Raw genomic sequence first — 23,872 nt, 5'->3', positions numbered from 1 at the left:
GCCCTGCCGAAAGGCAGGGCTTTATCGTTTATGAAGCGGTGAGTTTAACGTACGACCAGCACCGGCAGCGTTGCATGGCGCACGACGCTGGAAGCGTTAGATCCCAGCAGGTGCGTGGTGATAGACGGGTTACGTGAACCAATCACCACCACATCCGCATCCAGTTCTTCACCCAGCTCATTGACCACGTCGCGGACGCTGCCGAAGCGGACGTGCTGTTTAATACGTGACGGATCAATGCTGAAGTGCCCAACCATGGTCTGCAGTCGGGTCTCGGCTTCATGCTGCAGATGTTCTTCGAAGCGACGAACGTCGGCGGCAAAACGATGCAGGCTCAAGCTGGCAGAGCCTGGCAATACATGTAACAAATGAATCACGCCATCCTGCTGCGCCAGAAACTCAGCGTGGCGGATCGCCTTGTCGCTTAGCTCCATTTCAAAAACATCAACCGGCATAATGATCGTCTTATACATACCCGTTTCTCCCTGTTAATGAATACTCAAATCATTCAAGCATATAATAATATTTCTTTCTGCTCTTTGTCTGGCACTTTTTCACTTCGTCCTGTTTCTTTAGCGAAAATGCCCCGCGCGTGCAGCCAGGAATAATCCCAAAGGCGCGCTGCGTGACGGCTTTTCCCCGCTGATGGCTACCCTTTAGAGATGCGCCGATTTTAAAACCCTGTACCGGAGGTTATATGAAAGCACTGACGTACCACGGTCCGCATCATGTTCAGGTTGAAAATGTTCCCGATCCCATTATTGAGCAACCTGACGATATCATCCTGCGAATTACCGCGACCGCCATCTGCGGTTCCGATCTCCACCTGTATCGCGGGAAGATACCTCAGGTTAAGCATGGCGATATTTTTGGCCATGAGTTCATGGGAGAAGTGGTTGAGACCGGTCGCGACGTAAAGACCCTGAAGAAGGGCGAACGGGTCGTGATCCCTTTTGTGATCGCCTGCGGCGACTGTTTTTTTTGCCGTTTGCAGCAATATGCCGCCTGTGAAAACACCAACGCCGGCAAGGGCGCGGCGCTGAATAAAAAACAGATCCCGCCGCCGGCCGCGCTGTTTGGCTACAGCCACCTTTACGGCGGCGTGCCGGGCGGACAGGCGGAGTATGTTCGCGTACCGAAAGGCAACGTCGGGCCGTTTAAGGTTCCGCCTTTGCTGTCTGACGACAAAGCGCTGTTTCTGTCGGATATCCTGCCTACCGCCTGGCAGGCGGCGAAGAATGCGCAAATCCAGAAAGGCTCGAGCGTGGCGGTCTTTGGCGCTGGCCCCGTCGGGCTACTGACCATCGCCTGTGCGCGGCTGCTGGGCGCTGAGCAAATTTTTATCGTCGATCATCATCCCTACCGACTGCGTTTCGCCGAAGCGCGTTACGGCGCGATCCCGATTAATTTTGACGATCATAACGATGCGGCGGAGCTGATTATTGAGCAAACCGCGGGGCATCGCGGCGTGGATGCGGTGATTGACGCCGTGGGGTTTGAAGCCAAAGGCAGCACCACGGAAACGCTGCTGACCAACCTGAAGCTCGAGGGCAGCAGCGGAAAAGCATTGCGCCAGTGTATTGCTGCGGTAAGGCGTGGCGGGATTGTCAGCGTGCCGGGCGTTTACGCCGGATTCATCCACGGCTTCTTGTTTGGCGATGCGTTTGATAAAGGGCTGAGCTTTAAAATGGGGCAAACTCACGTCCATGCCTGGCTGGGCGAGCTGCTGCCCTTAGTGGAAAAAGGACTGCTTAAGCCGGAAGAAATCGTCACTCACTATATGCCGTTTGAAGACGCAGCTCGCGGGTATGAGATCTTCGAAAAACGTCAGGAAGAGTGCCGAAAAGTCATCCTGGTGCCGGGCGCGCAAAGTGCAGAGTCGGCGCAGAAAACGGTGAAAGGGCTGGTGAATGCGATGCCAGGCGGCGTTATCTGACCCTTACCAGCGCTTTTCCAGATACAGGACTGCTGCGATGACGATTGCCGCCATCACGAAAAACCCCAGCAGTATCGCAAAAGTCTCGTTCATGACTGTACCTGCCGGTGAAACCGATTAATAGCCTGTCCTGTCAGGCTATTTCATTTGCCCTTTGGAACCGGGCAGTGCGCAAACTGGCGGCGATAAAGACGCCGACTGAAACCGGCTCTAAGTATGGATCGGGCGGTGAAAGGATGAACCAGGAAGAAGGGATGATTTTCGGAAAGAGGATGCAGGGCATCCTCTGGGTAAAGCGGAAAATCGCTTATGCAGATGAGGGATTAACGCAAATAGTCGCCTGCGGCTTCTGGCTGGTATTCCAGTTCGAGCACTTCAAGGTGCGTGGAGGCGCCGCCCGGCAGTTTCCAGTGAATGCTGTCGCCGACGCGCAGGCCAAGCAGCGCCGCGCCCACCGGCGCCATCACCGAAAGCTGGGTATTACTGTCGGTCATTGCCGCAGGATAAACCAGCGTGCGCACGCGAATTTCGCCATTGCTCAGATCGCGGAATTTCACCCGACTGTTCATGGTGACGACGTCAGGCGGCATAGTTTCTGGCGAACACATCTGGGCACGATCCAGCTCGGCATTTAACGCGTCAGCAATGGGTAAGTCAGCATACGCGGGCTGCTCCAGCAGGCGATCGATGCGTTCTGCGTCAAGGTCGTTAATGATGATAGTTGGTCTGGACATTTTTACTCCATGTCGTCAGTACTGCGTTTTGCCGCAGGTATAGATTCCCAAAAGAAAACCCTCACCGTCTGGCGGCGAGGGTTTAACTCTCCTGATGATACTGAGACTTCCGTGCACTTTGAAGTGATTTAGCTCACATTCAGGCAATTACCTGGTTGCTTACGGCTTCACGGAATTCTCGGCTAATACCCCACCTTGTCGAGAATAAAGTCTTTGCCGCAGTTTCCCGGATGCGGTTGCGGGGCGAAAGAGTCTGCCGTCAGCGGCGCGTTGATGGCACTGGCTTTCAGTGAAAACTGGATTTCGGTTAAATACGCAGGATTACCCTGACAGCTTAGCTTCACTGCTTTGCTATTTTCTTTACCCCAGCGTCTGGCAAACGCCGCGTCGAACGCGCTGCGGCTGACACGTTGACCATAATGGTCGGCGAGGAAGGTTCCCAGCTCGCTGCTTTTGATCTCTTTATTCAGACGCACCATTGTGCCGAAGTAAGCATCCGGATCAAAGCCGAAGCAGGCGCCGTGTTTGGCGTACTCGTAGCGCTCAAGGCAGGAGCGTCCACCGGCGCCCGGCATCACTTCGCTCAGTTTGGCGGCGCTTTCCAGCGACAGGCCGGTTTCCGGCGCCGCGCATTTGCGGCTGGCGCGCGCTTCCGGCAGGTTAGGGATTGGACGCGTGGCGCAGCCAAACCGCATCCAGCGCCGTTCATCCACCCCGCGCGAGGCCACGGACTTCGGCAACCCTGGCCATAAACCGTGTACCGTCAGGAAATCAGCCTTATTGGCGGTCTCTTTTTGCAGGCGGCACTCGTCAGGTTCATGGCGGTTGCGCTCATGCTGGCTCTGGCAAAATCCGGTTTGCCAGGAGAGCGCCAGCACGTAGCGATCAAAATCGCCATACTGTTTTGCCTGAAGCGGTTCGGCGAACGCCGATGAAAAAGGAAGCAGGGTTGCAGCCAGAAGAACAGATTTTTGCCAGATTGGTTTCATGGTGAGCGTGGGACTTATATAAAAACTGAATAGTCTCTATTTAACCATAAAAAAGCCCGCCGGGTATGATTACCGGGCGGGCGGTGGGGTTATTCCGTTTTCTCGCGTGGAAAAATCAGTTCCACATAGCCAGTATCGGCCAGCCAACCAGCAGCAGCATCGCGATGTAAATCACCCCGAAGATTGCGCCAAGACGCCAGTAATCTTTAGATTTCACGTAGCCACAGCCGTAGATGATGACGCCAGGGCCCGTAGCATACGGGGTCAGGCAGCCCATGATACCGATGGACAGCACCAGCAGAAGACACAACTGCTCCATAGGAACGCCCGGAATGCCTTTACCAATCGCCAGGATCACGGGCAGCATGGTGGCAGTGTGCGCCGACAGGCTGGCAAACAGGTAGTGAGCAAAATAGAACACCAGTACCAGCACAATGACTGTCGCATTAGGCGAGAAGCCTTCCAGATGCGCGCTCATGGTGTTAGCAAACCAGTCGATGAAGCCAGAGCGGGTCAGGCCGTTTGCCATCACCACCAGGGTGGCGAGGTTAACCAGGGTGTTCCACGCGCTATTATATTTGGTGATATCTTTCCACGGCACTACGTGCAGCGCCAGCATCAGCGATACCGCCAGCAGACCGACCGCGGTGGCGTCAATCAGTTCACCGCCAAACACCCACAGGCCTAAGCTCAGCAGAACCAGGCCGATCAGCGTCCACTCTTTGCGGGTCAGACGGCCCATGGTTTTCAGTTCATCGCCCGCCCAGGCAGCAACTTCCGCACTGTGCGTCACTTCCGGCTTGTACAGAACGTAAGAGAGCCATGGCGCAACGATCAGTAAAATGATGCCGACTGGCAGGAAGCCGAGGAACCACTGCAACCAGCTGATCTGCACGCCCGCGATTTTACTCACGAACTCCAGACCCAGCACGTTTGGCGCCGCGCCGGTGACAAACATAGAGGAGCTCAGGCTGGTACTGATCACCATCATCCACATCAAATAGCCGCCAATACGACGCGCTGACGGATCGTTCGGGAACGATTTAAACAGCGGTGGCAGGTTTTTGATCACCGGGAACACGGTGCCGCCGGTACGGGCGGTATTGGACGGCGTAAACGGCGCCAGCAGGATGTCGATGATGACAATTGCATAGCCCAGAGTCAGGGTGCGTTTACCCATGAACTTCACCAGGAACAGCGCGATTCGGCGACCGAGGCCGGTCACTTCGTAGCCCAGCGCGAAGATAAACGCGCCGAACACCAGCCAGACGGTGGTACTGGAGAAGCCCGCCAGCCCCCATTTCAGCGCCTGTTTGCCGGCGTTAAAGGAAGGATCGGCCAGTTCTGTGGCATCAAACAGCAGGTAATGGCTGCCAATGACGCAGATGGTGACGGCAATAAAGCTGATCGCGGTAGCCGGAATAGGCTCCAGGATCATCCCGACAATCATCGCCACGAAGACGGCGAAGTAGTGCCATGCCTGAGGGGGCATACCGTCCGGAACAGGGATAAGAAACATGACGCCCATGACGATTAGAGGCGCCAATAATTTCCATATATTATCTTTAGATAAAGACATAAGTGCTTCTCCGAAAAGGAAATTTTAATAAGTGTTTAAATGGTTAACCTGAGAAAGTTGAGCTAAAAACCACGTCACGATCAGCAGATCGGCGCTACCGCCGGGGCTGAGATTGCGTTCAATACACGCCTGATCGAACTGGTGAAGCCGGTCGAGATCGTCGGCGCTACGAATGCCGCCGCTTTGCAGTAAGGCTGTGGCCTGCTGCTGGATCCAACGCAAACCTGCCGCCCCGCCGCGCGAGGCGACGTTGGTATCGCCATTGCGCGCGATCAGCACAAGCAGCGTGTCGAGCAGCGCCAGTTCCGGGTCGCGTCCCGTGGCGAGCAGGGTGCGGTAATGCGGCAGTGCGTGGCGGATCACTAAGGGGTATCCCGCCTCGGCTTCGCCGCGCGCGCCGGTTAAGCCCAACTGGAAATAAAGACGCTGGCCTGCGGTTTTTTGGTGATTGTTATTGCGCAGTTCGCGTGTCGTCAGGCCCCGGCAAAAGCTCGCGGCGGCGGCGCAGATCGTTTCAGGCGTAATGGGGCGCTGCAGCTGATGTAAGCGGCCAATGGCGGCGCACAGCAAACCCAGCGAAAAAATGCTGCCCTTGTGGGTGTTGACCCCTGCGGTGGCGCGGAACATATCCGCTTCGCAGGCCATACCTAATGGACGCAGCCCGCTTAACACCGAGTCTGCCGGTAGCTGTGCGCAGCAGGCGCCGTATTCGATAAAACGCGGCAGCCAGCCCTGAATGGCCTGCGCGCTACGATGAAAATCGGCGAGCGCCATATCTTTATGCGCGCCGCAGTTCAGGCGATCGACCAGTCCTGGCTTCGGCGACAGATTCACTTCCGTCAGCATGGCGCGCCAGGCGAGATGCGCGTAAGCGTCAAACAGCGTGCGCGGCAGGGCGGTGGTTTCACCGTGCGTATCGGGAATCGGCAGCATGTAATAGCGCCTCCATGTGGTTAAGAAGATCGGAGAGCGTATGGGTTTTCCCGCGCGCGCACGCTGCGGCGCTTTGCCCGCACAGCAGGCAGCGGCGGGCAGGCAGCGCAAAATGGCGACGGGAGAGAATTTCGCCTCCGGGCGTCAGGACGTCGATGTCCCACAGGCGTCCCAGAGGATGGTTATGTTCAAGCTCTATCGTCGCGAGCTTGATGTCACGGGCCGGCGCTTCTATGGAGATCATGCCTTCCGGCCCGCTTGCAGAGGCCAGTGCAGCCTGCTCCCTGATTAACCAGCCCGCTGTCTCCGCCAGCGCGTACAGGGCAGTCACGCCGTGATTAAAGAGGCGACGGGTGAGTGCGCTGTCTTTGATCGGGCCGGGCGCCACCACGGTAAAGGAGACCAGTGGAATGGGATGGCGCTTAAGCCAGGCGTGTTGCCTTGCCTGTCTCTCATCCCGGCTGGCGAGCAGCTCGGGAATAGAAACCGCGTGGCGGGTGGCCTGTTCAGGAAGCAGGTGCATGGCTTATTCCTTCACCTGATGAACAACGTCAATCACGGAACCGTCGCGATAACGCACCACGGCGATCACGCGGTCAGTGAACGCGATGGGACGCGGTTCGCCAGTGAGCTGTTGCGCGCGCTCGCGCAGCCACGCGATCGGCACCACTTTCATACCGGCTTCTTTCAGGCGTTCCGCCAGTTCCGGTCGTGCCGGGTTAACGGCAATGCCGTGGTCGGTCACCAGAATGTCGACGCTGGAGCCCGGGGTGACGCAGGTCAGCACGTTATCGACCAGCGTGGGAATGCGACCGCGTACCAGCGGCGCGACGATGATGGACAGCGCAGCAGCGACCGCGGTGTCGCAGTGACCGCCGGACGCGCCGCGAATCACGCCGTCGGAGCCGGTCAGCACGTTGACGTTAAACTGGGTGTCCACTTCCAGCGCGCTCAGCACCACCACGTCCAGGCGGTCAACGGAGGCGCCTTTGGAACCCCAGTTTGCGTACTGGTTCGCGCTGATTTCGATGTGGTTCGGGTTGCGCGCCAGCGACTGAGCGGCGTTGCGATCGAAGCTCTGAACGTCTAACAGTTTGCGAATCAGCCCCTTTTCATGCAGGTCGACGATGGTGGCGGTGATGCCGCCCAACGCAAAGTCCGCACAAATGTTGCGGCTGCGCATTTTGTCTTCAAGGAAGCGGGTGACCGCCAGCGACGCGCCGCCGGTGCCGGTTTGCAGCGAGAAACCTTCTTTGAAGTAGCCGGAGTTAACAATCACGTCCGCCGCGCTGCGGGCAATAAGCAGCTCGCGGGGGTTGGTGGTCATACGGGTGGCGTCTGCGCCGATTTTATCGGCATCGCCGACCTGATCGATCTGAACGATAAGATCGACCTGATCCTGGGCGATGCTGGCCGGATTATGCGGATACGGCAGCAGTTGTTCCGTCAACAGCACCACCTGATTGGCGCTTTCGGCGTCGACCCGGGCATAGCCGAGCGAACCACAGCAGGCTTTCCCGGTATAGCCGTTGGCATTACCAAACGGGTCGCAGGACGGCACGCCGAGAAAAGCGACGTCAATATTCAGCTCGCCGCTTTGCACCAGATTGACGCGCCCGCCGTGGGAGTGGATCTGCACAGGCTCGGCCAGCAGGCCACGCGAGATCTCTTCCGCCAGCGGCCCGCGCAGGCCGGAAGTATAGATGCGGCTGACCACGCCTTTACGAATATGGTCAACCAGCGGCGCGTGGCAGTCGCTCAGGGAGCTGGAGGCCAGGGTCAGGTTTTTAAAGCCCATGCTGGCGATAGTGTCCATCACCAGGTTAATGGTCAGATCGCCGCCGCGAAACGCATGGTGGAAGGAGATGGTCATCCCGTCCTGTAAACCGGAACGGCGGATGGCTTCTTCCAGGTTTGCGCACAGCTTTTGGTTGCGCGGTTTCTGCGCCTGCAGGTTCTGTTTGGACGCGTTTTTATAGCTGGACAGGTTGCTTTCAGCGCGGCGGCTCCAGGCCGTTACCCGTTCCTGTCGTTGAGACTGTTCGTTTTTCTGGGTCATTATTTTTGCCTTATTCTTCGCGGATGCCGGAAAGTTCTGCGCGGGAGAGCACCAGACGCGCGCGCTCGATCACCGGGCTGTCGACCATCTTGCCGTTCAGAGAGACCACCCCAAGTCCCTCGCGGGCGGCGGCTTCAGCGGCTTCCACGACCAGACGCGCATGGTTGACCTCTTTTTGCGTCGGGGCGTACAGGTTATGCAGCAGTTCAATCTGGCGTGGGTTGATCAGCGATTTGCCGTCAAAGCCCAACTGTTTGATGTGCGCGGCTTCATGCAGAAAACCCGCTTCGTTGTTGGCATCGGAATACACGGTGTCGAACGCCTGGATACCGGCGGAACGTGCGGCCTGCAAAATAGCGCAGCGGGCGAACAGCAGTTCGGTGCCTTCCGGCGAGCGCTCGGTGCGCAGGTTGCGCACATAGTCTTCCGCGCCCAGGGCGATACCGATTAGGCGTTCAGAGGCGTGGGCGATCTCTACCGCGCGGGTAATGCCCAGCGGTGACTCAATGGCCGCCAGCAGGCCGGTGCTGCCTGGTTCGCGGCCGCAGGCTTTTTCAATGCGCAGGATTTCGTTTTCAATATCAATAACGTCCTGCGCCGTGTCGGTTTTCGGCAAACGAACCACGTCAGCGCCGCCGCGAACGACAGCCTCCAGATCGTTGACGCCAAACTCGGAGTCCAGCGCGTTGACACGCACGATGGTCTCTACATCGCGATACAGAGGATGCTGCAGCGCGTGGTAAACCATGCGACGAGCCGTGTCTTTCTCACGCAGCGCAACGGAATCTTCCAGGTCGAACATCAGCGCATCGGCGGGGTAAATAAAGGCGTTGCTGACCATGGCGGCGTTGGCGCCCGGAACAAACAGCATGCTGCGGCGCGTGCGGGTTTTACGTTGTTGTAAAGACGCGGAAATCATTGGCGATCCTCCCATGGCAGGGCCGGGATGCCGCTGGCGCGAGCCAGTAACGCTTCCAGTCGTGCGCGTAAAATACAGTCCAGCGCGCCTTTATCATCGACATTCACTTGCACGCCGCGTACGTCATATTGCGCAAGAACCGCCAGAATGGTGGCGCGAATGGCCTCGCCAAACTGTTTCTCAACGCTGCTATTGATTTGCAGGTCAATCTCCTGCGTATCGAGAGGGGCGATGCGGATCATCACATCACCCGACTCAAGTGTGCCTGCGACGGCAGCCTGGTTTATTTTCATTTTTCACCTGTTACTAATGCGGGGGTCTTTTGGCGGACTGTCGCACCGTTTGCGGGACGTTCAGCCATTTGTTGCAGATAGTGCAACGTGGCAGGCGGCACCAGCGGCGCGATAGCCGTGAGATCTTTTTTAACCAGCAGCTTGCGGACCAGCGAGGCCGAGATGGGCGTCTCCTGGTAACACAGGCGCTCTATTTCCACCAGTTCAATCGGTGGGGCGGGAAGGGTGGGCGTCTCCAGCCAGAAACGCATGTCGTGGTTATACTGGGCGGTGACGGTACAGAACGGTTCCGTTCCGACGAAACGATGGGTGATTCCCAGGGCAGGCGCCAGATGCTGACGGAAAATTTTCAGGTCAATTTCCGTATAGCAGTGATTAATGACGCTCTGTTCTTTAATGAAGTAACACGGGAATGTGGCGCGGGAAATAATGTATTCGGAACCGCGATGCACAGTGAGACGCGGGATATCCGCCGAGCCTTTGATCACCAGATCGAACCGGTCTTCATAAGGAAAGCGCGAGGTGTCTTCTTTCACCAGAAACAGATGCAGCCAGTCGCACTGCGCCGCCGCCTGCTGGATCAGATAGCGGTGTCCGTTGGTGAATGGGTTGGCGTTCATTACGATGCAGCCGATTTTTTTACCGTCGTGACGCAGACGGGTTAACGATTCTGCATAGCGTTTCAGGCGGGTTGCGCTGTTTTCCATCAGCACCATGATGCCGGGAACATTGGCGAGGGTCGAAAAACCGCACTGTCGGAACAGGGCTTCGTATTCCGTTTTGGTGCAAATGAACAGATGCGTGCAATGTCTTTCGTAAGCGAGATTGATCAACTCTGTCGCCAGCGTGAGCGCTAATCCTTCGCCGCGTACCGATTCGCTGATGGCCACGCACTTAATGATATTTCCGGCAATGCCGCCGCAGGCGATAAGGCGGTCATCACGGGTCACCGTAATAAACACCTCCACGGTGGTATCGATGCTTAAATCATTCTCTTTCAGGAATTGTGTGATCGCCGCCATTTTTATATTTTCTGAGCGTTTGACCCGTGTAAACACATTATTACTAAACATAGTAAAGGCATCCTGAGAAGCTATATTGTTGCCGTTTTGAGGCGAATGTTGTACGAAAAAGCAATTTAATAACGTTTTGTTTTCATTTGGAGGAAAAGAAAATTTTGCGACGAGATATTTCTTTTTCTCCCGAACACATACATCGTAAGGAGTATTTAGGGGGTAAATTTTGATTTATTTCACAAACACTTAGATGGTTTTTATGGGTTTAATGGTTTTAAGTTTTTTAATTATTCTAATCACAATTTGAGATGTGGTTTTAAGTTGTTTAATTGATTTAAAGTGATGAATCTGTAACGATCACTCTTATTCCGCTTGCGTGGGAGTAAAACATTTTTATTACATTTAGCGTGCGTGCTCTGTTTATAATGCCGGTAAAGGAACAGCAATGTTGGTTCAAAAAAATAAAAAGCCGTTTTCTTTTTTTCGACAACTGGCATTTCCGTTGCGTATTTTTCTGCTTATTCTGGTTTTCTCTGTGTTCATTATCGCCGCGCTGGCGCAATATTTTTCCGCCAGTTTTGAAGACTATTTGACCCGCCACGTTCGTGATATGGCGATGAACCAGGCGAAGATCATCGCCGCGAACGACAGCATCATTGCGGCGGTGAAAACCCGTGATTACAAGCGACTGGCAACCATTGCCGATAAGCTGCAAATCGACACGGACTTTGACTACGTGGTGATTGGCGATCGCAACTCTGTTCGCCTTTATCACCCGAACCCGGAAAAAATCGGCTACCCGATGCAGTTCATCAAGCCAGGCGCGCTGGAGAAAGGGGAAAGCTATTTCATCTCTGGTACCGGCTCAATCGGCAATGCCATGCGCGCCAAAACGCCGATCTTTGATAATGAAGGCAATGTTATCGGCGTCGTCTCCATCGGTTATCTGGTCAGTAAAATAGACAGCTGGCGGCTGGACTTTATTCTGCCGATGGCGGGCGTGTTTGTGCTGTTGCTGGTGGTTCTGATGCTACTTTCGTGGCTGTTCGCCGCCCATATTCGTCGTCAGATGATGGGCATGGAACCCCGGCAGATCGCCCGGGTGGTGCGCCAGCAGGAGGCGCTGTTTAGCTCGGTGTATGAAGGGCTGATTGCGGTGGATCCTGACGGTTTTATCACGGCGATTAACCGTAGCGCGAGAAAAATGCTTGGTCTGCGCTCGCCAGGACGACAGTGGTTAGGCAGGCGTATTGAGGACGTGGTGTCGCCGTCCGATTTTTTTACCGATCGCATTGCTGAAAAACGCGTTGACGTCATGATGAATTTCAACGGCCTGAGCGTGATTGCTAATCGCGAAGCGATCCGTTCCGGCGAGGAACTGCTGGGGGCGATTATCAGCTTTCGCAGTAAAGACGAAATCGCCACCCTGAACGCCCAGTTAACCCAGATCAAGCAATACGTAGAGAGTCTCAGAACGTTACGCCACGAACATCTTAACTGGATGTCGACGCTCAATGGCCTTTTACAGATGAAGGAGTACGATCGGGTCAGGGAGATGGTGCAGGGCGAGTCCCAGGCGCAGCAGCAGCTTATCGACAGTCTGCGCGACGCCTTTGCCGACCGCCAGGTAGCGGGATTGCTGTTTGGTAAGGTACAGCGCGCGCGTGAACTGGGGCTTAAAATGACGATTGTCCCTGGCAGCCAACTGCATCACCTGCCGCAAGGGCTGGACAGCACTGAATTTGCGGCGATTGTCGGCAATCTGCTGGATAATGCCTTCGAAGCGAGTTTACGCACAGTGGAAGGCAATAACGTGGTGGAACTGTATCTGAGCGACGAAGGTGACGAGGTGGTGATAGAAGTCGCCGACCAGGGCTGCGGCGTGCCAGAGGAGCTTCGCGACAAAATATTTGAACAGGGTGTCAGCACCCGTACCGATGAGCCGGGTGAGCACGGCATTGGCCTGTATCTGATTGCCAGCTATGTGAGACGCTGTGGCGGGATGATAACGCTGGAAGACAATTCCCCCTGCGGCACTCTATTTTCTCTCTTTATTCCGAAAGTGAAAAAGAACAATGACGGAACCATTAACCCTATTAATCGTTGAGGATGAAATGCTGCTTGCGGAAATGCATGCAGAATACATCCGCCATATTCCCGGTTTTAACCAGATCTGGTTAGCGGGCAACCTGGCGCAGGCAAGAATGATGATCGAACGCTTCAGACCGGGACTCATTCTGTTGGATAATTACCTGCCCGACGGGAAAGGGATCACCCTGCTGCACGAGCTGACCGAGTCGCACTATCCTGGCGGCGTAGTGTTTACCACGGCCGCCAGCGATATGGAAACGGTATCGGAAGCGGTGCGCAGCGGGGCGTTTGACTATTTGATCAAGCCCATCGCTTATGAGCGACTGGGACAGACTCTGACGCGCTACCAGCAGCGCAAACGGATGCTGGAAGGTAATGACAGCGCCAGCCAGCGACAGATTGATGAGATGTTTAATGCTTATGCCCGTGGGGAGCCGAAAGACGATCTGCCAACCGGAATTGATGCGCTTACCCTAAACGCGGTGAAGAAGCTGTTCGCCGACCCACAGGTACAGCACACCGCCGAAACCGTCGCTCAGGCGCTGACCATCAGCCGAACCACTGCCAGACGGTACCTTGAGTATTGCGCCAGTCGGCATCTGATTACAGCGGAAATAGTGCATGGAAAGGTAGGACGGCCGCAGCGCATTTACCACGGGTGATACACGTCAACCTTCACGCTGCCTCACTGTTCGCTACGCTCAAAACCCCAGTCACATCGTTATTATGCTCCTGGGGATTTCCCCGCGTCTTATCCGGCGCTGATCTCCCCCGGATAATATCAGCCGCCAGTGACGGCGGAAGACGTGCCTGGCACCATCACTTCGGTGGCGATAATCACGATTAACAGCCCCACCATGACCGGTACGGAAGTGCGTTTTACCACTTCAAACGGCGAAATTTTCGCCATTCCGGCTACCGCGACCACCACGCCGGAAACCGGAGAAATCGTCCGTCCCAGGTTGGAGGCTTGCAGCATCGGAATCGACAGGTACGCCGGGTTGATGCCGGACGAATGCGCCAGCTTGGGAATCATTTCGACAAACGCATAAAACGGCGCGTTACCGGAGCCGGTGGTCATCGCTGCCAGCATGGTCAGAATGACCAGCACCAGCATCAGAATGATGCTCGCCGAACCAAACGACGTGGCGATGGAGATCAGACTCTGGATAAAGCCAATCGTGCTCAGACCCTGCGCGAAAACGCCTGCGGCCACCAGCAGCATCACCACGTTGGCGAAAGCATCCGCCATGCCGCGATACGCGACTTCCAGCCCGGAGAAGACTTTCTGGGTATTAAAGCCACGAACAAACTCCAGCACTGCCGCAATCAGCATACACAGCACGAGAATGGTGATGATGTGCAACTGCGGTCCCCACTTGCCGTCAAAAATCAGTACCCCAATAATCGGTGTAAACGGCAGGATGGCATACAATGCCGGGGCTGTGGTGGTGATCTCATTCACGTCCAGTATTTCATGGGCGATGTTTTCTTTTTTATCCAGATAACGCTGCCAGAAAAAGTGCGCTACCGCCATACCGATAATGGCGGCTATGGAGATCGGCAACGTCGTTTTAAAGGCAAAGTCGATGAGCGGCATTTCGGCGGCTTTCGCAGCCAGAACCACGTCGCCGGAGGTAGGCGAAAGGATAATCGCGGCAGGGGACGCACAAATTGCCGCTGCGGCGCCGCGGCTGATCCCGACGTTAACCATGACCGGGAACAGCGTCGCCATCAACAGTACGCCGAGGCCGGTAGCAGAAGACACCGCCAGCGACATCAGACAGGCCACGAAATAGGCGGCAATCATCAGCAGGTAAGGCGAGTTAATGTACTGCAGCGGCCTGGATGCCAGCTTCACCACCATATCATTTGCGCCGATATGGGTCATATAGGCGGCGAAACCGCAGAGCATCATGATCATCATGCCGAGATCGCCGCCGCGGCTCATTAGCAGGATCTTGATGTACTCGACAATATCGGTCGCCGTGTAACCCGTTGTCGATTCACTGGCAGGCAGAACCTTATGTCCCATCAACGCGCTGATAATCAACAGCGCCAGACCGCCGACAAAGAGTACGCCGGTCGCGGAATATCCCTTAATTATGTAGCGGGCGACGCCCACGATAACCACTACTCCAATAAGGAGTTCAATCACTGTTAACATTGTTTCCCCTGTCGCATGGACACCCAGATTTGAAAATAAGAAAATACCAATTAAGTGGTGTAAAAATGTGCCGAATAACCCTGCGACACTCGCTGATTAAAATCAAGAAACAGACGAATTAAATCTGAGTTATCGGCTTTTTTTACAATAATGCTACCGGTTCAATATATCTTAGCCGCCTTTATCCTTGTTATGGGTGTTTGTTTTATATTTGTTCAAATTATGATGCATCAATGTTAATAATTTGCAGGGCAGGAGAACATCGCGCGAAGCAGAACAAAAAAACAGCGATATCTCGCTGATAACACAGCAATAAATATACCCAAATATAATAAGGGTATTTGGGTGAAAATAAATCTTAGAACAATCTGATTCTGGATTAAATCACCGCTGTTAAGGTCCCATTAAACTTTTTTTTGGTACAATTTAAGCTGTACTTAAGCAGGGTAATAAATATTGTGATGGTGGCTAAAAAATTCTTTTTCCTTATTGTTTTTCTTTTTATTCAATCCGGCCTGCAACAGCAGGCATTGGCTGAAGAGAAAGGATGGTTTACGACGTTTACCGACAATGTCGCGGAGACCTGGCGGGAGCCGGAACATTATGATTTATATATTCCTGCGATCACCTGGCATGCGCGTTTCGCTTACGATAAAGAAAAAACCGATCGTTATAATGAGCGTCCGTGGGGCGGCGGTTTTGGTCAGTCACGTTGGGATGAAAAAGGAAACTGGCATGGCCTGTATATCATGGCCTTTAAAGACTCCTGGAATAAATGGGAGCCCATTGGCGGCTATGGTTGGGAAAGCACATGGCGCCCTCTGCCGGACGATAACTTCCGACTGGGGCTGGGCTTTACCGCAGGCGTTACGGCGCGCGATAACTGGAATTACATTCCTGTCCCGGTGCTGCTGCCGCTGGCGTCAATTGGGTACGGACCGGCAACGTTTCAGATGACCTACATCCCCGGTACCTACAATAATGGTAACGTCTATTTTGCCTGGATGCGCTTTCAGTTCTGAAGCGATAAGTGATTAAAAAGAGTAGATAAAACAATAAGCTATATGCTTATGCTAAAAAATAACGCGATATTTATCACTTTTTACCAAAGTTCGACTGGACAAAGCGTACCACAATTGGTGTACTGATACCCGACACAGCATTTGTGTCTATTTTTCATGTAAAGGTAATTTTGATGTCTAAGATTAAAGGTAACGTTAAGTGGTTTAATGAGTCCAAAGGATTCGGTTTCATTACTCCGGAAGATGGCAGCAAAGACGTGTTCGTACACTTCTCTGCAATCCAGACCAATGGTTTTAAAACTCTGGCTGAAGGTCAGCGCGTAGAGTTCGAAATCACTAACGGTGCCAAAGGCCCTTCTGCTGCAAACGTAACCGCTCTGTAAGCCTACGTCAGCAAGAATTCAAAACCCGCTTAATCAGCGGGTTTTTTTTGATTTTTAGTGGCTGCTGGCGGCGGTAACTAACCAGAACGCCAGTGCGGTCATGGCAAACGAGCCGAGCAGGTTGACCAGCACATTCAGCATTGCCCAGGCAACACGTCCTTCCTGAAGCAGAAAAACCACTTCCGCGGAGAAGGTTGAGAAGGTCGTTAGCCCGCCGCAAAACCCCGTGGTGATAAGCACTTTCCACACAGGATCGATGTGGGTCATCCGACTAAACCACGCCAGTCCCATGCCAATGATAAATGCCCCCAGTAAATTCGCGGTCAGGGTACCCACAGGGATCGCCTGATGTACCGGATTAAACCGCATACTGAGCATCCATCTCGCTACACTTCCTGTACCACCGCCAATAAAAACTGCTAAAAGAAGTTGTAACACTGCGTAATCCTGTTATTTGATGAGTAATGGGTATGAGTGTAACGCTGAATAACCAGGGTTGGCGAGTGTAACCAACCCGACTGGAGGGTGTATGTTCGCTGCTGCCGGGCAATTTGCCGTCAGTCCCGTATGGGAAGAAAACGCAGAAACCTGCGTATCGTTGATGTCGCAAGCGGTCAAACGCGGCGTCTCGCTGCTCGTTCTGCCAGAAGCGCTGCTGGCGCGCGATGATGCGGATCCCGATTTATCGGTTAAATCCGCCCAGCGACTGGAAGGGGAGTTCCTGCAGCGGCTTTTGCAGGAAAGCGCAAACAATACCCTGACCACTATCCTGACTATCCACGTTCCTTCGCTTCCCGGACGCGCGGTGAATACGTTGGTGGCGCTGCGCGCCGGGAAAATCGTGGCGAGCTACGCTAAGCTGCATCTTTACGATGCGTTTTCGATACAGGAATCGCGAAACGTCGACGCCGGAAAGGCGATTGCGCCGCTGATTGAGGTGGAAGGGTTTAAGGTCGGGCTGATGACCTGCTACGATCTGCGTTTTCCTGAGCTGTCGATCGCCCAGGCGCTACAAGGGGCGGACGTACTGGTACTTCCGGCTGCCTGGGTACGTGGGTCGCTGAAAGAGCACCACTGGTCAACGCTGTTGGCGGCCCGGGCGCTGGACACGACTTGTTATATGGTCGCTGCCGGTGAGTGCGGGAATAAAAATATTGGTCAGAGCCGGATTATCGACCCGTTTGGCGTAATCGTCGCGGCGGCGGCAGAGTGCCCGGCGCTGATCATGGCGGAGATTTCTGCCGCGCGGATCCGCCAGGTGCGCGCGCAGTTGCCGGTGTTACGTAATCGCAGATTTGCGCCACCGCAATTATTATGACGTTTTTTTAAACACTGCTTGATTCACCTTGTTACAGATTGCTATTGTGTGCGCGCGTCAAATGACCGTTAATGTTATCCGGTTATCAAGGCACGCTTTGCTGCCTGTTTTAATTCGAGAAGGTATTTATGGGTGAGATTAGTATTACCAAACTGCTGGTGGTTGCCGCACTGGTTGTTCTGCTGTTTGGTACCAAGAAGTTACGCACGCTGGGTGGAGACCTGGGCACGGCAATCAAGGGCTTTAAAAAAGCCATGAACGATGACGATGCGACTGCAAAAAGAGACGTAGACGGTAACGTTCAGGCTGAAAAACTCTCTCATAAAGAGTGATGCCCGGAGCAGGATGCTCATCCGTTTTATGCTGACGAGAAAAAACCCGCACACTGGCGGGTTTTTTTTATGGCTGAAATGTAACGATTCGTTACTGAATCACTTCACTTCCATTCCTTTCGCCTGCAGGTCAGCATGGTAAGAGGAACGCACGAACGGACCGCAGGCGGCGTGGGTAAAGCCCATTGCCAACGCTTCCGCTTTCATCTCGTCAAACTCATCCGGGCTGACGTAGCGCTGTACCGGCAAATGGTGGCGACTCGGCTGCAGATACTGACCCAAAGTGAGCATGGTAACGCCGTGACGGCGCAGATCACGCATCACCTCAATGATTTCAGCATTCGTTTCGCCCAGACCCACCATCAGGCCTGACTTGGTCGGGATCTCCGGGTGCGCTTCTTTAAAGCGTTCCAGTAACTTCAGCGACCAGTTGTAGTCCGCGCCCGGACGAACCTGACGATAGATACGCGGTACGTTTTCAAGGTTATGGTTGAACACATCCGGCGGGGTGGCGGTCAGAATATCCAGTGCGCGATCCATACGGCCACGGAAGTCAGGCACCAGTGTTTCAATTTTTATGTTTGGGCTCTTTTCACGGATTGCGGTAATGCAGTCTGCAAAATGCTGCGCGCCGCCGTCACGCAGATCGTCACGATCCACGGAGGTGATGACCACATAGCGCAGCGCCATATCAGCAATGGTTTGCGCCAGCTTCACCGGCTCATTGGCGTCAGGGGCAACAGGGCGACCGTGAGCAACATCACAGAACGGGCAGCGACGGGTGCAAATTGCGCCGAGGATCATAAAGGTGGCGGTGCCGTGATTGAAACATTCCGCCAGGTTCGGGCAGGAGGCTTCCTCACAGACGGAATGCAGGCCGTTTTTGCGCATGGCGGCTTTAATGCCCTGGATACGCGTGGAGTCCGCTGGAAGCTTAATTTTCATCCATTCCGGTTTGCGCAGCAGGGCTTCGCGCTCTGTCGCCACATTTTTGACCGGGATAAGGGCCATCTTATCGGCATCGCGGTATTTAACACCGCGTTCCATCACAATGGGTTTACTCATAGCGTGCGTGTTCCAGTTGCGAATACGAAGGAAAGCGTTTTAATTCAAGGAAATGTTGTATTTATCAACTATTTTTGAATTCACTACAGGCAGTATATCATTGAAACGGCCCTTAAAGCAGCCTGAGTGGTCGGTAAAATGTAAAATAGTTGTTGTTTTGTGCCATATGCCCAACCTCAGTTGTGACCCGACAGCAACATTTCCTTTTCAAAAAGCATCACGAATAACCGTAATCACGTTTTCAAGAATGGGATCGCGCAGGCTCAGTCGATTGTAATGGAGCGAGTAGTCGACCTGCTCGCGGTTCAGGGCGGGGTGCGGCAGCCGCTGTAGCGACCAGCACTGGTTGAACAGCGTGAAAAAACGGGCTGGCATAATGCCGACAAGATCGCTGTGTGCGATCAGCGAGGCAAGGGTGAACATGTTATAGCTGCTGAAGCTGATTTTCCGGTTCGGGAAAATCTCCTGGATCCGCTGGCGCAGCAGCGTGAAGCTTTGCCCTTCTATCATCAACAGACTGTGTTCCGCATTGTCGACGTGCTCAGGGGTTGACGCGCCAGTCAGGAGTGGATGGTTCTGCCGGCAAACCAGTTCAATGTTGTCGGAAAAGAGAACCTGATGCTGGACCACGCGATTGCTGTAGACGTGGTTATCAATAATCAAATCGGTCTGGAACTGGCTGAGTTGGGCTTCGGCGTCATGCACGGGAATATTCCGCAACAGCAGTTGCGGAAAGCGGGTTTTGATCGCCTGGTAGAGGGTGGGCATCACCAGCGCGCCGACGGACGGCGAGGTGCCAATGGTAATGGTTCGCTGTTTGTCATAACAGCCGGTAAGATCGAGAGCGCCGAGAATCGACTCAAGACCCTGGCTGATATATTCGTGCAAATGAGTGGCATAGGCGGTTGGCGTAACACCTTGTCCTTTGCGAATAAACAGCGGGTCGGGAAAAATAGTGCGCAGTTTCTGAATAGACTGGCTGATGGCCGAAGGCGTCAGATTGAGTATTTTGGCGGCGTTAACGATACCTTTATGAACATAAACAGCCTCAAAGATAGTCAACAGATTCAGGTCGATATTTCTTAGCGTTCTGAAAATTTGCGGTTTATCTTCGGGCCGGTGTTCGTAACAATGGCCTTTCGGCTGACTATTCTCACTCACGCTCACACTCCAGATTTATTTGTTTTATGAATAATTGCGTGAGTTATATTTATGAGCTGCATATATTTTCTCCACCCTTACTCATCTTGCCATTGCGAAAAATGATTGCAAAAAGAATGACGATTGAATAATTAACGCGCGTCGATGAAAAATAGAATGACGACGAAACAAAATATTTCGTTAACGATTCAAACACAGAGATAATGAAAATATAGAAACCAGGCGGTTTTGTAAAGCCTTCAAGGGATCTGGATTAATGACCCAGCTAATTTGTGGGTCATTATTATCAATTGGTTAAGCAGTAATATATTCGTGAGGAGGATTATTTAGCAGGGCTAAAATATTTGCCAATAAACGTGGCCGAATATTTTCCGTGGTGGCTTGTTTATCCCACTGCGATATTTTTGTCATTTCCATTCCCGCATAACCACATGGGTTAATACGCAAAAATGGCGAAAGGTCCATATTTACGTTCAGCGCCAGGCCATGGAACGAGCAGCCGCGGCGAATACGTAATCCGAGGGAGCAGATTTTCTTTTCACCGACGTAGACGCCTGGGGCATCGGCGCGGGGATGTGCGTCTATACCGACTTCCGCCAGCGTATTCACGACGGTTTGCTCCAGCAGGGTGACCAGTTCCCGGACGCCCAGCTTGCGGCGTTTGAGATTGAACAGGACGTACATCACCTGTTGGCCAGGGCCATGATAGGTCACTTGTCCACCGCGATCGCTTTGAATCACCGGGATATCGCCGGGCATCAGGACATGTTCCGCTTTTCCCGCCTGGCCCTGGGTAAAGACCGGGTGATGTTCTACCAGCCAGATTTCGTCGGCGGTGTGCTCATCGCGGGTGTCTGTAAATTCGTGCATGGCCTGGGAGACGGGCTCGTAGGGTTGAAGGCCGAGCTGGCGGACCAGTATTTTATCCTGAGACAAAACAGCATCTCCGTAGAGAAAACAAAAGAGGGAAAAAGTATATCACAGCGAGAGAGGAGAGGGGTTACCCGGACAATGCCGGGTAACGTTAACAGATTTACAGCACCATACGGACGATCTCAATGTTGCCGAGCTCTTCGTACAGTGTTTCAACTTGTTCAATATGCGTGGCGTTGATGGTAATAGAAACCGAGTGGTAATTGCCTTTGCTGCTTGGTTTTACCGTCGGAGAGTAATCACCTGGCGCATGGCGCTGTACCACTTCAACCACCTGATCGACCAGCTCAGGTAACGCCTGCCCCATAACTTTGTAAGTAAAAGGCGTAGGGAATTCAAGCAGTTCGTTAAGTTTGGTTTTCATGTCAGCTCCGGCGTAACGTAAAAAAATGACAACTCCCGCGGCAAGGCGGGAGTTTTACTGATGCTTAGTATATGGGGATGGAAATCACACTTTCAAGTGTTCGATTTTTAACCAAACCAGTGATGGAACATTAATTTAATGTAATCAATGATTTTACCGAAGAAGTTGCCTTCCGGGATTTCCTGCAGCACAACCAGCGGACGTTGCTCAATGGTTTTGCCGTCGAGCTGGAAGTTAATGGTGCCGACCACCTGATTTTTCTGCAACGGCGCGTGGAGTTCCGCGTTGTTCAGAACATAGCTGGCCTTCAGATCTTTCATGCGTCCGCGCGGGATGGTCAGATACACATCTTTATCCACGCCTAAGGAGGCGCGATCGGTATCGCCAAACCAGGCGGGTTCAGAGGCGAACTCTTTACCGGCTTTCAGCGGGTTGACGGTTTCGAAGAAACGGAAGCCCCAGGTCAGTAGCTTTTTGCTTTCGGTTTCACGACCTTTATAGGTACGTCCCCCCATCACTGCGGAGATCAAACGCATCTGCCCTTCGGTCGCGGAGGCGACAAGGTTATAGCCCGCTTTTGCCGTATGTCCGGTTTTGATACCGTCCACATTCAGGCTGTTATCCCATAACAGGCCGTTGCGGTTCATCTGGCGAATGCCGTTAAAGGTGAACTCTTTTTCTTTATACACCGAGTATTCGTTCGGCACATCGCGGATCAGCGCCTGGCCAATCAACGCCATGTCGCGAGCGGAGCTGTACTGACCTTCCGCATCCAGACCATGTACCGTCTGGAAGTGGGTGTTTTTCAGTCCCAGCGCGTTCACATAGCTGTTCATCAGACCTACAAACGCGTCCTGGCTCCCTGCGGCAAAATCCGCCATCGCCACGCAGGCGTCGTTACCGGACTGCAGGTTGATGCCGCGAATCAGCTGTGAAACCGGCACCTGCATTCCTGGCTTCAGGAACATCAGAGAAGAGCCTTTGAAGACCGGGTTACCGGTCGCCCAGGCATCATTGCCAATCGTGACCAGATCGGTTTCTTTGAATTTTCCCGCTTTCATTGCCTGACCGATAACATAGCTGGTCATCATTTTGGTCAGACTGGCCGGATCGCGACGGGTGTCGGCATTTTGTTCAGCCAGCACCTTGCCGGAGTTGTAATCAATAAGGATGTAAGACTCCGCATCGATCTGCGGAACACCCGGGATCATGGTTTTAATATTCAGGTCATCGGCATGCGCGCCTGAGATAGCGGCTGTGAAGAGAGCCGTGGTGAGCGCCATGCGCTGCATGAAACGAGCGGAAAAAGTGGTCTTCATGGTCTGAACTACGACATCCGTGATGGAATTGAAAAAAGTGCCTTACTATAGCAAATGCACTACCGGCAGGCATCTGACTTTCCGGGTGACTTTTGTTAACGTTGTTAACGTCACTTACAGAAATTGACAAATCAGATGCCGCTTTTACGTTATTGCGCGCCGGTGATGAATGACTGCAGCTGGGCTTCGGATTGTAAACGCTGCTGTAGCGCGCTGGCTTCCGCTTTACTGGCGAAAGGACCGAGCTGAATTCGCCACACGGCGCCGTTCTGGGTCACGCGGCCAGGCACGTTAAACTGCTGTGCTAACCGCGTCTGATACTGTTGCGCGCGCCCCTGGTCGCTGACTGCCCCGACCTGAACAACATAATGACCGGATGCTGTAGCAGGCGCTGCGGCAGGTACCGTTGCAGTTGGCGCGCTCACAGGAGCGGTTACCGGCGCGGCAGTGGTGGGTTGCGCAGCCGGTGTCGGTTCACTGCCTTCCAGAACGCCTGACGCTAAGGTCGTTGGCGCGCCGAGGAAACCGCTACTGTTTACCGGCGCGCCAGCGCTGTCTTCGCTTTTCAGCGTGGCGTTACTGATCGCGCGAACATCGCCCTGAGGCTGGATAGCCTGTGGTGCGGAGGAGGCGCTTCCCATGCCGCCGCTCAGGTCTGGCCGCGCGGGCAGGGCATAGGTTTGTTTTGCCACAGTGGTACACGCCATGCCGGGACCCGACAGGGAACCGTCCTGGGCGACCACGATCGGATCGATGCGCACTTTGGTGTTATTCGAGGTGTTCAGACGGTCGGCGGCGGCGCGCGACAGCGAAATCACCCGATCGTTGCCGTAAGGGCCACGATCGTTAATGCGTACGACGATCATCCGGCCATTGGCGAGGTTAGTAATTCGCGCATAGCCAGGGATCGGCAATGTAGGATGCGCAGCCGTCAGCTGCATCGGATCAAACATCTCGCCCGAAGCGGTGAGATTGCTGCCCGGTTCGGCATCGTAAATCGCAGCAAGCCCGGCCTGACTGAAGCGCGACGGATCCTGCACAATCTTATAATGCTTACCGTCTCGCTGGTAATCCTGATTAGCGGTCGGGCTGAGCGGCTCGTAACGCGGCTCCGCTCCGCCGATCTCCACCACCGGTCCATTACATACCGCTGGCTGCGGCGCAACGATGGTCGCTTGCTGACCATCATCGCTCGTACATGCCGCGAGCAGCATAATTCCTGCTGCGACGCAGACTCCAGGCAACTGCTTACGCATTGC

Annotated in this window: 26 protein-coding genes; 7 read left to right on the top strand and 19 right to left on the bottom strand. The window is 54.0% G+C overall.

What is annotated here, in order from left to right:
- Window positions 1–44 precede the first annotated feature (44 nt).
- The gene (gene uspG, locus CSE01S_RS05905) at window positions 45–473 is read right to left on the bottom strand and encodes a universal stress protein UspG (protein WP_042285573.1); all 429 of its coding nucleotides are present in this window, start codon (window positions 471–473) and stop codon (window positions 45–47) included.
- A 224-nt stretch (window positions 474–697) separates the two neighbouring features.
- Between uspG and CSE01S_RS05900 the strand changes: the two genes are divergently transcribed.
- Complete coding sequence (locus CSE01S_RS05900; protein WP_042285569.1) at window positions 698–1,936, top strand: zinc-dependent alcohol dehydrogenase; 1,239 nt, start codon at window positions 698–700, stop codon at window positions 1,934–1,936.
- 3 nt (window positions 1,937–1,939) lie between these two features.
- Here the strand turns inward: CSE01S_RS05900 and yldA are convergent, their stop codons facing one another.
- From yldA to citC, 10 genes are all read right to left on the bottom strand, one after another.
- Window positions 1,940–2,029, bottom strand: a complete 90-nt coding sequence (gene yldA / locus CSE01S_RS23465) for a small membrane protein YldA (protein ID WP_275477531.1) — start codon at window positions 2,027–2,029, stop codon at window positions 1,940–1,942.
- 230 nt (window positions 2,030–2,259) lie between these two features.
- Window positions 2,260–2,670 (bottom strand): nucleoside diphosphate kinase regulator, encoded by a 411-nt coding sequence (gene rnk / locus CSE01S_RS05895; protein ID WP_042285567.1) that lies wholly within the window; start codon window positions 2,668–2,670, stop codon window positions 2,260–2,262.
- 182 nt (window positions 2,671–2,852) lie between these two features.
- A complete protein-coding gene (gene rna, locus CSE01S_RS05890; RefSeq protein WP_042285565.1) occupies window positions 2,853–3,659 on the bottom strand; it encodes a ribonuclease I in 807 nt (268 codons plus the stop codon).
- A gap of 115 nt (window positions 3,660–3,774) precedes the next feature.
- Complete coding sequence (gene citT, locus CSE01S_RS05885) at window positions 3,775–5,238, bottom strand: citrate/succinate antiporter CitT (protein WP_042285563.1); 1,464 nt, start codon at window positions 5,236–5,238, stop codon at window positions 3,775–3,777.
- A gap of 24 nt (window positions 5,239–5,262) precedes the next feature.
- On the bottom strand, window positions 5,263–6,171 hold the full coding sequence (citG, locus tag CSE01S_RS05880) for a triphosphoribosyl-dephospho-CoA synthase CitG (RefSeq protein WP_042285561.1): 909 nt from the start codon (window positions 6,169–6,171) through the stop codon (window positions 5,263–5,265).
- Window positions 6,143–6,694: a citrate lyase holo-[acyl-carrier protein] synthase gene (citX, locus tag CSE01S_RS05875; protein ID WP_042285557.1), complete on the bottom strand. Its 552-nt coding sequence runs from the start codon at window positions 6,692–6,694 to the stop codon at window positions 6,143–6,145. The genes citG and citX overlap by 29 nt, the downstream gene beginning before the upstream one ends.
- 3 nt (window positions 6,695–6,697) lie before the next feature.
- Window positions 6,698–8,230, bottom strand: a complete 1,533-nt coding sequence (gene citF, locus CSE01S_RS05870) for a citrate lyase subunit alpha (protein WP_042285554.1) — start codon at window positions 8,228–8,230, stop codon at window positions 6,698–6,700.
- 10 nt (window positions 8,231–8,240) lie between these two features.
- Window positions 8,241–9,149 carry a citrate (pro-3S)-lyase subunit beta gene (gene citE / locus CSE01S_RS05865; protein WP_042285551.1) on the bottom strand — a complete coding sequence of 303 codons (909 nt, stop codon included), beginning with the start codon at window positions 9,147–9,149 and terminating at the stop codon, window positions 8,241–8,243.
- Window positions 9,146–9,442: a citrate lyase acyl carrier protein gene (citD, locus tag CSE01S_RS05860; protein ID WP_042285548.1), complete on the bottom strand. Its 297-nt coding sequence runs from the start codon at window positions 9,440–9,442 to the stop codon at window positions 9,146–9,148. The genes citE and citD overlap by 4 nt, the downstream gene beginning before the upstream one ends.
- On the bottom strand, window positions 9,439–10,515 hold the full coding sequence (gene citC, locus CSE01S_RS05855) for a [citrate (pro-3S)-lyase] ligase (protein WP_042285544.1): 1,077 nt from the start codon (window positions 10,513–10,515) through the stop codon (window positions 9,439–9,441). Before citC ends, citD begins: the two co-directional genes overlap by 4 nt.
- Window positions 10,516–10,903: 388 nt before the next feature.
- On the opposite strand from citC, the gene dpiB reads away from it, so the two are divergent.
- The gene (gene dpiB / locus CSE01S_RS05850) at window positions 10,904–12,565 is read left to right on the top strand and encodes a sensor histidine kinase DpiB (protein ID WP_042285541.1); all 1,662 of its coding nucleotides are present in this window, start codon (window positions 10,904–10,906) and stop codon (window positions 12,563–12,565) included.
- Complete coding sequence (dpiA, locus tag CSE01S_RS05845; protein ID WP_042285538.1) at window positions 12,534–13,211, top strand: two-component response regulator DpiA; 678 nt, start codon at window positions 12,534–12,536, stop codon at window positions 13,209–13,211. Before dpiB ends, dpiA begins: the two co-directional genes overlap by 32 nt.
- Before the next feature lie 119 nt (window positions 13,212–13,330).
- Here the strand turns inward: dpiA and dcuC are convergent, their stop codons facing one another.
- The gene (gene dcuC / locus CSE01S_RS05840; protein WP_042285536.1) at window positions 13,331–14,716 is read right to left on the bottom strand and encodes an anaerobic C4-dicarboxylate transporter DcuC; all 1,386 of its coding nucleotides are present in this window, start codon (window positions 14,714–14,716) and stop codon (window positions 13,331–13,333) included.
- Window positions 14,717–15,174: 458 nt separating this feature from the next.
- On the opposite strand from dcuC, the gene pagP reads away from it, so the two are divergent.
- Together pagP and cspE are read left to right on the top strand one after the other, a co-directional pair.
- Window positions 15,175–15,738, top strand: coding sequence for a lipid IV(A) palmitoyltransferase PagP (gene pagP, locus CSE01S_RS05835; protein WP_042285534.1), 564 nt, complete (start codon window positions 15,175–15,177; stop codon window positions 15,736–15,738).
- 173 nt (window positions 15,739–15,911) lie between these two features.
- Window positions 15,912–16,121: a transcription antiterminator/RNA stability regulator CspE gene (gene cspE / locus CSE01S_RS05830; protein WP_000034826.1), complete on the top strand. Its 210-nt coding sequence runs from the start codon at window positions 15,912–15,914 to the stop codon at window positions 16,119–16,121.
- Window positions 16,122–16,175: 54 nt separating this feature from the next.
- On the opposite strand, the gene crcB is transcribed toward cspE, so the two are convergent.
- The gene (gene crcB / locus CSE01S_RS05825) at window positions 16,176–16,559 is read right to left on the bottom strand and encodes a fluoride efflux transporter CrcB (RefSeq protein ID WP_042285528.1); all 384 of its coding nucleotides are present in this window, start codon (window positions 16,557–16,559) and stop codon (window positions 16,176–16,178) included.
- A gap of 91 nt (window positions 16,560–16,650) precedes the next feature.
- On the opposite strand from crcB, the gene CSE01S_RS05820 reads away from it, so the two are divergent.
- Together CSE01S_RS05820 and tatE are read left to right on the top strand one after the other, a co-directional pair.
- On the top strand, window positions 16,651–17,439 hold the full coding sequence (locus CSE01S_RS05820; RefSeq protein WP_042285525.1) for a deaminated glutathione amidase: 789 nt from the start codon (window positions 16,651–16,653) through the stop codon (window positions 17,437–17,439).
- Window positions 17,440–17,567: 128 nt separating this feature from the next.
- Window positions 17,568–17,771 carry a twin-arginine translocase subunit TatE gene (gene tatE, locus CSE01S_RS05815; protein ID WP_042285523.1) on the top strand — a complete coding sequence of 68 codons (204 nt, stop codon included), beginning with the start codon at window positions 17,568–17,570 and terminating at the stop codon, window positions 17,769–17,771.
- Between the two features lie 99 nt (window positions 17,772–17,870).
- Here the strand turns inward: tatE and lipA are convergent, their stop codons facing one another.
- The 6 genes from lipA to rlpA all read right to left on the bottom strand — a co-directional run bounded on the left by lipA (window position 17,871) and on the right by rlpA (window position 23,869).
- Complete coding sequence (gene lipA / locus CSE01S_RS05810) at window positions 17,871–18,836, bottom strand: lipoyl synthase (RefSeq protein WP_042285520.1); 966 nt, start codon at window positions 18,834–18,836, stop codon at window positions 17,871–17,873.
- 207 nt (window positions 18,837–19,043) lie between these two features.
- Window positions 19,044–19,997, bottom strand: coding sequence for a YbeF family transcriptional regulator (locus CSE01S_RS05805; RefSeq protein WP_042285516.1), 954 nt, complete (start codon window positions 19,995–19,997; stop codon window positions 19,044–19,046).
- A gap of 294 nt (window positions 19,998–20,291) precedes the next feature.
- On the bottom strand, window positions 20,292–20,933 hold the full coding sequence (lipB, locus tag CSE01S_RS05800; protein WP_042285513.1) for a lipoyl(octanoyl) transferase LipB: 642 nt from the start codon (window positions 20,931–20,933) through the stop codon (window positions 20,292–20,294).
- Between the two features lie 97 nt (window positions 20,934–21,030).
- Entirely contained in the window at window positions 21,031–21,294 is a 264-nt protein-coding gene (gene ybeD / locus CSE01S_RS05795) for a DUF493 family protein YbeD (protein ID WP_004100153.1), read from the bottom strand.
- 107 nt (window positions 21,295–21,401) lie between these two features.
- On the bottom strand, window positions 21,402–22,613 hold the full coding sequence (dacA, locus tag CSE01S_RS05790; RefSeq protein WP_042285511.1) for a D-alanyl-D-alanine carboxypeptidase DacA: 1,212 nt from the start codon (window positions 22,611–22,613) through the stop codon (window positions 21,402–21,404).
- A gap of 149 nt (window positions 22,614–22,762) precedes the next feature.
- A complete protein-coding gene (gene rlpA / locus CSE01S_RS05785; RefSeq protein WP_042285507.1) occupies window positions 22,763–23,869 on the bottom strand; it encodes an endolytic peptidoglycan transglycosylase RlpA in 1,107 nt (368 codons plus the stop codon).
- Window positions 23,870–23,872 lie beyond the last annotated feature (3 nt).

Origin of the sequence: Citrobacter sedlakii NBRC 105722 (assembly GCF_000759835.1) — a bacterium.
Taxonomy (GTDB): Bacteria; Pseudomonadota; Gammaproteobacteria; order Enterobacterales; family Enterobacteriaceae; genus Citrobacter_A; species Citrobacter_A sedlakii.
The sequence above is the reverse complement of the archived record's forward strand: the minus strand, read 5'-3'. Positions and strand labels throughout refer to the sequence as shown.